Source organism: Thermus sp., assembly GCF_039793865.1.
Lineage (GTDB): Bacteria > Deinococcota > Deinococci > Deinococcales > Thermaceae > Thermus.
This window is the reverse complement of record NZ_JBAMMI010000018.1, coordinates 42,633-50,685: the sequence shown is the minus strand read 5'-3', so window position 1 is coordinate 50,685 and position 8,053 is coordinate 42,633. Positions and strand designations below refer to the sequence as shown.

General features: G+C 70.2%; 8 protein-coding genes and 1 tRNA gene. 1 reads left to right on the top strand and 8 read right to left on the bottom strand.

The genetic code is table 11. From position 1 onward, the window contains the following. The 4 genes from ABJK26_RS01785 to tkt form a co-directional block, all read right to left on the bottom strand. On the bottom strand, window positions 1-278 hold a 278-nt coding region (locus ABJK26_RS01785; protein ID WP_347240493.1), incomplete at its 3' end, for an HAD family hydrolase. Further along, window positions 266-865: a class II fructose-bisphosphate aldolase gene (locus tag ABJK26_RS01780; RefSeq protein ID WP_347240492.1), complete on the bottom strand. Its 600-nt coding sequence runs from the start codon at window positions 863-865 to the stop codon at window positions 266-268. The genes ABJK26_RS01780 and ABJK26_RS01785, both read right to left, overlap by 13 nt. 23 nt (window positions 866-888) lie before the next feature. After that, a complete protein-coding gene (locus ABJK26_RS01775) occupies window positions 889-1,071 on the bottom strand; it encodes a hypothetical protein (RefSeq protein WP_347240491.1) in 183 nt (60 codons plus the stop codon). 2 nt (window positions 1,072-1,073) lie between these two features. Next, entirely contained in the window at window positions 1,074-3,029 is a 1,956-nt protein-coding gene (gene tkt, locus ABJK26_RS01770; protein ID WP_347240490.1) for a transketolase, read from the bottom strand. 166 nt (window positions 3,030-3,195) lie between these two features. On the opposite strand from tkt, the gene ABJK26_RS01765 reads away from it, so the two are divergent. Then, a tRNA-Arg gene (locus tag ABJK26_RS01765) sits at window positions 3,196-3,272 on the top strand. 69 nt (window positions 3,273-3,341) lie between these two features. Here the strand turns inward: ABJK26_RS01765 and ABJK26_RS01760 are convergent. The 4 genes from ABJK26_RS01760 to nth all read right to left on the bottom strand — a co-directional run bounded on the left by ABJK26_RS01760 (window position 3,342) and on the right by nth (window position 8,053). Beyond that, window positions 3,342-4,871, bottom strand: a complete 1,530-nt coding sequence (locus tag ABJK26_RS01760; protein WP_347240489.1) for a DEAD/DEAH box helicase — start codon at window positions 4,869-4,871, stop codon at window positions 3,342-3,344. 71 nt (window positions 4,872-4,942) lie between these two features. Then, the gene (gene glp / locus ABJK26_RS01755; RefSeq protein ID WP_347240488.1) at window positions 4,943-6,154 is read right to left on the bottom strand and encodes a gephyrin-like molybdotransferase Glp; all 1,212 of its coding nucleotides are present in this window, start codon (window positions 6,152-6,154) and stop codon (window positions 4,943-4,945) included. 6 nt (window positions 6,155-6,160) lie between these two features. Continuing rightward, a complete protein-coding gene (locus ABJK26_RS01750) occupies window positions 6,161-7,300 on the bottom strand; it encodes an MFS transporter (protein ID WP_347240487.1) in 1,140 nt (379 codons plus the stop codon). Window positions 7,301-7,390: 90 nt separating this feature from the next. Beyond that, window positions 7,391-8,053 (bottom strand): endonuclease III, encoded by a 663-nt coding sequence (gene nth, locus ABJK26_RS01745; RefSeq protein WP_347240486.1) that lies wholly within the window; start codon window positions 8,051-8,053, stop codon window positions 7,391-7,393.

Here is an 8,053-nt window from a genome sequence, read left to right as displayed (position 1 = left end):
TCCTCCCGCAAAAGCGCGTGGTAAAGGGCGTTCTTCCTGGCGTGGAGCCGGGCCAGGGCCTCGGGGGAAAGCCCCGGGCAGTCCCCGCACCGCCTTAGGAAGGCGGCGATGCGCTCCTTGCCCCCCGTGGTCCAAAGGAGCTCCCCGTAGAGGGCGCGGTCCCAGCGGAAGGGAAGTCCCGCCTCGGCGAAGGCCCGGTTGAAGGCCTCCCGGTGGAGCTCCTCCGTCTCCGCCAGGGTGCCGTCCAGGTCAAAGAAGAGGGCCTTCAATCCCACCATAGCCGCATCCGGGCCTCTGCAAGCCCCCTGAGGGCCTCCTTCATCCCGGCCACCAGGGCGAGGTAGTCCTCCCCCTCCCCCTCCTTGAGGGTCTCCGCCGCCTTAAGGGCCAGGTCGGCGTAGAGGTTGATCTTGCGAATCCCCCGCTCCACCACCGCCCGGTACTCCTCCGGGGAAAGCCTCGAGGCCCCGTGGAGAACCAGGGGGACCGGAAGGCGGGAAAGCTCCTCCAAGAGGGCCAGGTTGAGGCGGACCGGACCCTTGTGCAGGCCGTGGCGGGTGCCGATGCTCACCGCCAAGGCGTCCACCCCGGTCTCCTCCAGGAAGCGCCAAGCCTCCTCGGGGTCGGTGTAGGCCACGGGGCCCAGGTCCACCTCCCCGCCATACCCCCCGGGCACCGCCCCCACCTCTCCTTCCACCGTGGCCCCAAAGGCCCGGGCCACCTCCACCGCTAGGCGGGTCTTGCGGATGTTCTCCTCCAGGGCCAGGTGGCTCCCGTCCAGCATCACGCTGGTGAAGCCCAGCCGCAAGGCCTCGGCCACTTGGGAAAGGCTCTCCCCGTGGTCCAGGTGCAGGGCCACGGGCACCCGGGCGCTTTCGGCCAGGAACCTCAGGCCGGGGCAAGGGCGGGCAGGGGAGGTCCCCCCAGGTGGGGGGCCACGCTGAGGACCACGGGAAGGCCCAAGGTCTCGGCCCCCTCCAAAACGGCCTCGGCCCACTCCAGACCCACCACGTCAAAGGCCCCCACGGCCCGGCCCTTTCCTGGGAGCACCTCCCGCAAGGTGGCCAGCATGGCTAAAGCAGGGAAAGGAGGGCCTCCGCCACCCTCTCCGGGGTGAAGCCGAGCCGCTCGTAGACCTCGGGGTAGGGGGCGCTGGCCCCGAAGCGGTCCAGGCCCACCACCTTCCTCGCGTACCGCTCCCACCCCAGGCTGGCCCCCGCCTCCACCGCCACCACGGGAAGCCCGGGGGGGAGGACCTCCCTCCGGTAGGCCTCGGGCTGGGCGGCGAAGAGCTCAAAGGAGGGGAGGCTCACCACCCGCACCCCTACCCCCTTCTCCCGGAGGAGGGCCCTCGCCTTCAGGGCCAGGTGCACCTCGCTCCCCGTGGCCACGAGGACCCCTTGGGGCTTTTCGGCGTCCTCTAGAATATAGCCTCCCCGCAAAAGCCCCTTGGCCTTCTCCGGGGAAAGAAGCGGCACCGCCTGGCGGGTGAGGACGAGGGCGGTGGGGCCCTCCTTGCGCTTTAGGGCCACCTGCCAGGCGTAGAAGGTCTCATAGGCGTCCGCGGGGCGGATGACCCAGAGGTTCGGCATGGCCCGAAGGCTCATGAGGTGCTCCACGGGCTGGTGGGTGGGGCCGTCCTCGCCGAGGGCGATGGAGTCGTGGGTGAAGACATAGACCGTGGGGGTTCCCATGAGGGCGGCGAGGCGGATGGCGGGGCGCAGGTAGTCGGAGAAGACGAGGAAGGTCCCCCCGTAGGCCCGGTACCCCCCGTGGAGGTTGAGGCCGTTCAGGATGGCCCCCATGGCGTGCTCCCGCACCCCGAAGTGGAGGTAGCGGCCTAAGGGGTTCTCGCGGGAAAAGTCCTCCATCCCCTCGGCCTGGGTGTTGTTGGAGGGGGTGAGGTCGGCGCTTCCCCCCAAAAGCTCGGGCATGCGGGGGGCGAGAAGGCTTAGGACCCGGCCGCTCGCCGCCCGGGTGGCGATGGGCTTGTCAAAGGCCGGGGGCGCCTCGGGCAGGGGCGGAAGCTCCCCTTCTAGGCGCCGCACGAGCTCCTGGTAAAGGTCCGGGTACGCCCGGGCGTAGGCCTTTAGGCGCCGCTCCCACTCTTCCTTAAGCGCCTTTCCCCGCTCCCTCTGGTCCATGTGGCGGTAGACCTCCTCGGGCACCACGAAGGGCGGGTAGGGCCAGCCGAGGGCCTTCCGGGTGGCCTCCACCGCCTCAAGGCCCAAGGGCTCCCCGTGGGCCTTGGGGGAGTCCTGCTTGGGGGAGCCGAAGCCGATGTGGCTCCGCACGGCGATGAGGGTGGGGCGCTCGTCCAGCTTGGCGAGCTTGATGGCCTTGCGGAGGGCCTCGAGGTCGTTGGCGTCCTCCACGCGCAGGGTCTGCCAGCCGTAGGCCCGGTAGCGCCCGAGGACGTCCTCGGTGAAGGCGAGGTCGGTGGGGCCGTCAATGGAGATGCGGTTGTCGTCCCAGAAGACGATGAGCTTGGAAAGCCCCCAGTGCCCCGCCAAGGAGGCCGCTTCCCCGGAGACCCCCTCCATCAGGTCCCCGTCCGAGGCCAGGACGTAGGTGTAGTGGTCCACCACGGGGTGCCCCGGGCGGTTGAACTCGGCGGCGAGCTTCCTCTCCGCCAGGGCAAGCCCCACGGCGGTGAAGATCCCCTGGCCCAGAGGCCCCGTGGTCACCTCCACCCCCGGGGTGTGGCCGCGCTCGGGGTGGCCCGGGGTCTTGGAGCCCCACTGCCGGAAGCCTTTCAGCTCCTCCAGGGGGAGGTCGTAGCCCGTGAGGTGGAGGACGGCGTAGAGGAGCATGGACCCGTGCCCCGCCGAGAGGACGAACCGGTCCCGGTCGGGCCAGGCGGGGTCTAAGGGGTTGTGGCGCAGGACCTCCCGGAAGAGGAGGTAGGCCAAGGGCGCCATGGCCATGGGCATCCCGGGGTGGCCGCTTTTCGCTTTCTCCACGGCGTCTACGGCCAGGAAGCGGATGGCGTTCACCGAAAGGGCGGTGAGGTCCTTGGTCTCGGTCATGGTTCCCTCCAAGGTACGCTCCCGTGAAGCCGGGCACAAGGTGGCCTCGAGGCCCCAGAGGATAAAGGAGCGCTTATGGAAAGCCCCCTTCCCCCGGGAAAGACTATACCCGCGAAAGCGGGTGTTGCCTTGGTCCTTTGGGAGTGCTAGAATCCCTTAGGCGTGGGCGCCCGTAGCTCAGCAGGATAGAGCGGGGGCTTCCTAAGCCCTAGGTCGGGGGTTCGAATCCCTCCGGGCGCACCAGACCCCAAGGCCCCGCCCCTGGCGGGGCCTTATACCACCCCATGCGGGCGCAAGCCCACGTGGGGGGCCTCACGCCCGGGCCGGGCGCCTCGGGCGGGAAGGGGTCTCCAGGAGGCCTTCCACCCTCCTTACGGGCTCCAGGCGGAGGCCCGCCACCTCGGCCTGGGCCTCGGGGCGGAGGTCCACGTAGAAGCCCCCCTCGGCCTCGGCCACCTTGCCCACCTCGAGGCCTTGCTCCTTGAGAAGGGCCACGAGCCTGGGCAAGGAGAGCCTCGGCCCCGTGGCCTTATGGGTGCGCCAGCCCTCCTCCCCGGTGAGGAGGCTCTTCTCCTTGGGGGCGCCCCCCAGGAGGAGGGCCATGAGGGCGGCCACCACCTCCACCCGGCCCTCGGCGAAGAGGCGGGCGGCGAAGTCCTGGTAGAGGCGGTAGTCCTTCTCCGGCACCCGGGCGAGGCGGGCCAGGAGGTGGTGCCACTTGGCCTCGAGGACCTCCTCCGGGGTGGGCGGGTTCACCCGCTTGAAGGCGCGGCCCACGGCCTTTTCCAGCTCGGAAAGCTCCCGCCTTTCCCGGGGGCCGTAGAGGAGGACCACCTCTCCCCCCCGGCCCGCGCGGCCCGTGCGCCCGGAGCGGTGCTGGTAGGTCTCGGGTTTGTCGGGGAGGCGGTGGTGCACCACCAGGTCCACCTCGGGGATGTCCAGCCCCCGGGCGGCCACGTCCGTGGCCACCAGGACCCGCACCTCCCCCTCACGGAAGGCCCGCATGACCCTTTCCCGGTCCGACTGGGACAGGTCCCCGTGGATGGCCCGGGCGGCGTGGCCCAGGCGGAGGAGCCCCGCGGCCACCTCCTCGGTCTCGGCCTTGGTCCGGGTGAAGACGATGGCCCGCTTGGGGGCCTTCACGTAAAGAAGGTCGGAGAGGAGCCCCAGGCGGTCGGAAGGCGCCAGGATGGCCTCCTCCTCGTAGGTCACCCCCTCCTCCCGCACCACGTTGATGACCACCGGGCTTCGCATGTAGCGCTCGGCGAGCCTTTTGGCCCAGGAGGGGAGGGTGGCGGAAAAGAGGAGGGTCTGGCGCGAAGGGGGCGTGGCGGAAAGCAGGGCCTCCACCTCCTCCTCAAAGCCCATGGAGAGCATCTCGTCGGCCTCGTCCAAGACGGCGATCTCCACCTGGGAGAGGTCCAAGACCCCTTGCCTCAGGTAGTCCAGGGCCCGCCCCGGGGTGGCCACCACCACGTCCGCCCCCCGGGCAAGCTCCTCCTTCTGCTTGGCGTAGCCCGTGCCCCCGTAGACCGCCACCACCTTAAGGTGCGGCGCCACGGCGGAAAGCTCCGAGGCCACCTGGAGGGCGAGCTCCCGGGTGGGGGTGAGGACCAGGGCCCGGGGCCTTCTTCCCCTTTCCCGGCTCGGGGCGAGCCTTTCGGCGATGGGGAGGGCGAAGGCCAGGGTCTTGCCCGTGCCGGTGCGGGCCTGGCCGATGAGGTCCTTGCCCTCCAGGGCCAAGGGCAGGGCCGCCGCCTGGATGGGGGTGGGGGCGGTGATGCCCCGCTTGAGGAGGGCTTCCTTGATCTCTTCCTTCAGGGGAAAGTCTTTGAACTCCATGCTCTGCCTTTCCGGGCCCACCTGCGCCCGAAAAGGGAGGTAGCGCCCGTAAACCTTTCCAGTTTAGTGAACTAGGGCACGAAAGTCAAGGGGATGACCTCCACCTCCTCCCCCTCGGAAGCGTCCTGGTCGGGGGGCAGGACCACCAGGGCGTTCCCGAAGGCCATGGAGCGGAGGACCCCGCTGCTTTGGTTCCCCGTGCTCCGCACCGTCCCCTCGGCCACGGAGAGCACCCCCCGGCGGAAGACCTTCTTCCCCTTGGCCCCCTTGAAGGGGGTGAGGGCCCGGGCCCGCATGCGGCCGTAGGGGGGGTCGGTGCGCCCAAGGAGCCTAAAGAGGAAGGGCCTCCCGTAGAGGAAGAAGGTGACCATGCTGGAGACGGGATTGCCGGGAAGGCCGAGGACGGGAAGCCCCCCGAGCCTGGCGAAGAGGAGAGGCCCCCCGGGCTGCTGCCTCACCTTCCAGAAGACCACCTCCCCGTGGCGCTCCAGGACCTTGCGCACCACGTCGTACTCCCCCATGGACACGCCCCCCGAGGTGAGGAGGAGGTCCAAAGGCCCCGCCTCCTCCAGCTTGGCGAGCACCGCCTCCGGCTCGTCCGGGACCTTACCTAAGAGGACGGGCTCCCCCCCCGCCTCGAGGACCAGCCCCATGAGGCTGTAGGCGTTGGAGTTGTAGACCCCGCCATAGGGCAGGGGCTCCCCCGGCTCCACCACCTCGTCCCCGGTGGAGAGGACCCCCACCCGGGGCCTCCGGAAGACCCTGAGGCGGGGGTGGCCCATGGCCGCCGCCAGGCCGAGCCTTCCCGGGGTGAGGAGGTCCCCCCGCCTCAGGTAGACCTCTCCCCGCCTGAGGTCATCCCCCTTGGGGCGGATGTCCTTGGGGGAAGCGGGGGCGAAGAGGAGGACCTCATCTCCTTTCCGCCTGGTGTCCTCCACCCGGACCACCGCGTCCGCCCCCTTGGGGATGGGGGCCCCGGTGTAGAGGGCCACGGCCTCGCCCCGCCCCACCTCGCCGGGGAAGGGCCTCCCCGCCGGGGACTCCCCGATGACCTTGAGGCGCACCGGGCGCTCTAAGGAGGCCCCTAAGGTGTCTTCCGACCGGCAGGCGTAGCCGTCTATGGCGGTGTCGTCCTGGTCGGGGTGGTCCACCAGGGAGGCGAGGTCTTCCGCCAGCACCCGGCCGAAGGCCTCCTTGAGGGGAAGCTCCTCCACGGGAAGCTTTCCCTGAGCCGCCTCGAGGACCACCTCCAGGGCTTCCTCCACGGAGAGGTTCGTCCGCATCGCACCTCAGTCTACCCGCTTTAGCCCCCGGAAGGCCCAGGGCCAGAGGGCGATGCCCAAGGTATAGAGGGCGAGGGTGGCCCCGAAGAGGAGGTCAAAGGCCCTAAGGCCCAAGGCCCCCTGCACCGCCCCGGAAAGGGCGCTCGCCAGGGCGAAGAGGAGGCTCCAGAGGGCGCTTTCCAGGAGGAAGAAGCCGGGGCGCTCCTCCTCGGCCAGGTAGTCCATGACCAAGGCGGCGTAGACGGGCCCGGCGGCGTTCATCAGGGCCCCCCGGATGAGGAGGGCCAGGGTGACCAGGGGAAGCCAGGGAGCCCAGGCCAGGGCGGCGAGGAAGGGAAGGGAGAGGGCCTGGACGAAGACGATGGCCCCAAGCCGCCCAAGCCTTCGCGCAAGAAGGGGCTGGAGGAGCATGGCCGCCCCCGTGGCCAGGGAGGAGAGGGCGAAGACCAGCCCCGTGGTCCCGTAGGTGAGGCCGAACTTCTCCTTGAGGAAGAGGTTCAGAAAGGGGATGACGAGCCCCGCCCCGAAGCCGATGAGCACCTGGGGCAAAAGGAGCCTGAGCCACGCCCGGACCCGGCCCAGGAAGCGGGGGGGCCTGCCCTCCCCCACTCCAGCGGGCAGGCCCCGCACCAGGGGAAGGCCCAGGAAGAAGAAGGGCAGGGCGAAGAGGAGGACCCACCGCGCCCCGAGGAGGTCCGAGAGGTAGCCCGCAAGCAGGGTGGAGAAGAAGCCGCTCGCCGTGGTGAGGGCGGCCTGGAGGCTGAAGAAGGCCACCCGCTTCCCCTCGGGGACAAGCTGGGCGAGGAGAGGGGCCGAGGCCCCCTGCAGGAGGGCCCCCGCCAGGCCGTAGCCCGCCAGGGAGGGGAAGACCCAAAGCCCCAGGCCCAGAAGGAACCCGCTCCCCACGGCGAGGAAAAAGGCCAGGTAGAGGCTTTTCAGGTAGCCCAGGCGGGGGATGAGGTAGGCCAGGGGCAGGGCGAAGGCCACCCCGGAGAGGAGGACCACCGCCTGGGCCAGGCCGATGGCCTGGCGGGAGAAGCCCAGGGCCTCGAGGTGGAAGTTGAGGAAGAAGTAGACCAGGTTCCCCCCGAAGGACCAGAGGAAGCCTGCCAAGAGAAAGCGGTAAGCGGGAGAGGGTTCGCGCAAAGCGTCTCCTTTCTTATGCCCCTTCTCGCGCCCGGCCTCAGAAATCCCCAAATAGCCCCCCACGCCGGCCCAAGCCCGCGTGGGGTGGCGCTAGACCTCGCGGCTTGGGCAGTGGGGCGCGAGGGGGCAGGCCCCGCAGCGGGGCCTCCTTGCGGTGCACACGTAGCGCCCGTGGAGGACCAGGGCGTGGTGGACGAAGACCCACCGCTCCTTGGGGAAGAGGGCCTCGAGGTCCTTCCCGATCCTCTCCGGGGCCTTGGCCTCCGAGAGGCAGAGCCTCCGGGCGAGGCGGGCCACGTGGGTGTCCACGGCGATCCCCGGCACCCCAAAGGCCGCCCCCAGCACCACGGTGGCCGTCTTCCACCCCACCCCGGGAAGGCGCATCAGGGCCTCCTTGTCCCTGGGCACCTCTCCCCCGTGTTCCTCCACGAGCCTCCTCGCCAGGGCCACCAGGTTCTTCGCCTTGGTGCGGTAGAGGCCGATCTTCCGGATGTAGGGCTCCACCTCCTCCGGGGTGGCCTTCGCCAGGGCCTTGGCGTCGGGAAAGCGGGCGAAGAGGGCCGGGGTGGCCTCGTTCACGCTTTTATCGGTGGCCTGGGCGGAGAGGACCGTGGCCACGAGGAGCTGGAAGGGGTTTTCGTGCCTAAGCTCGGTGCGGGCCCCAGGGTAGGCCTTCTCCAGGGCCTCCAGGATCCTTTGGGCCCGGGCCCTTTTCTCCCTTTTGCCCTCCTCCGGGCACGCCACGCCCTCCAC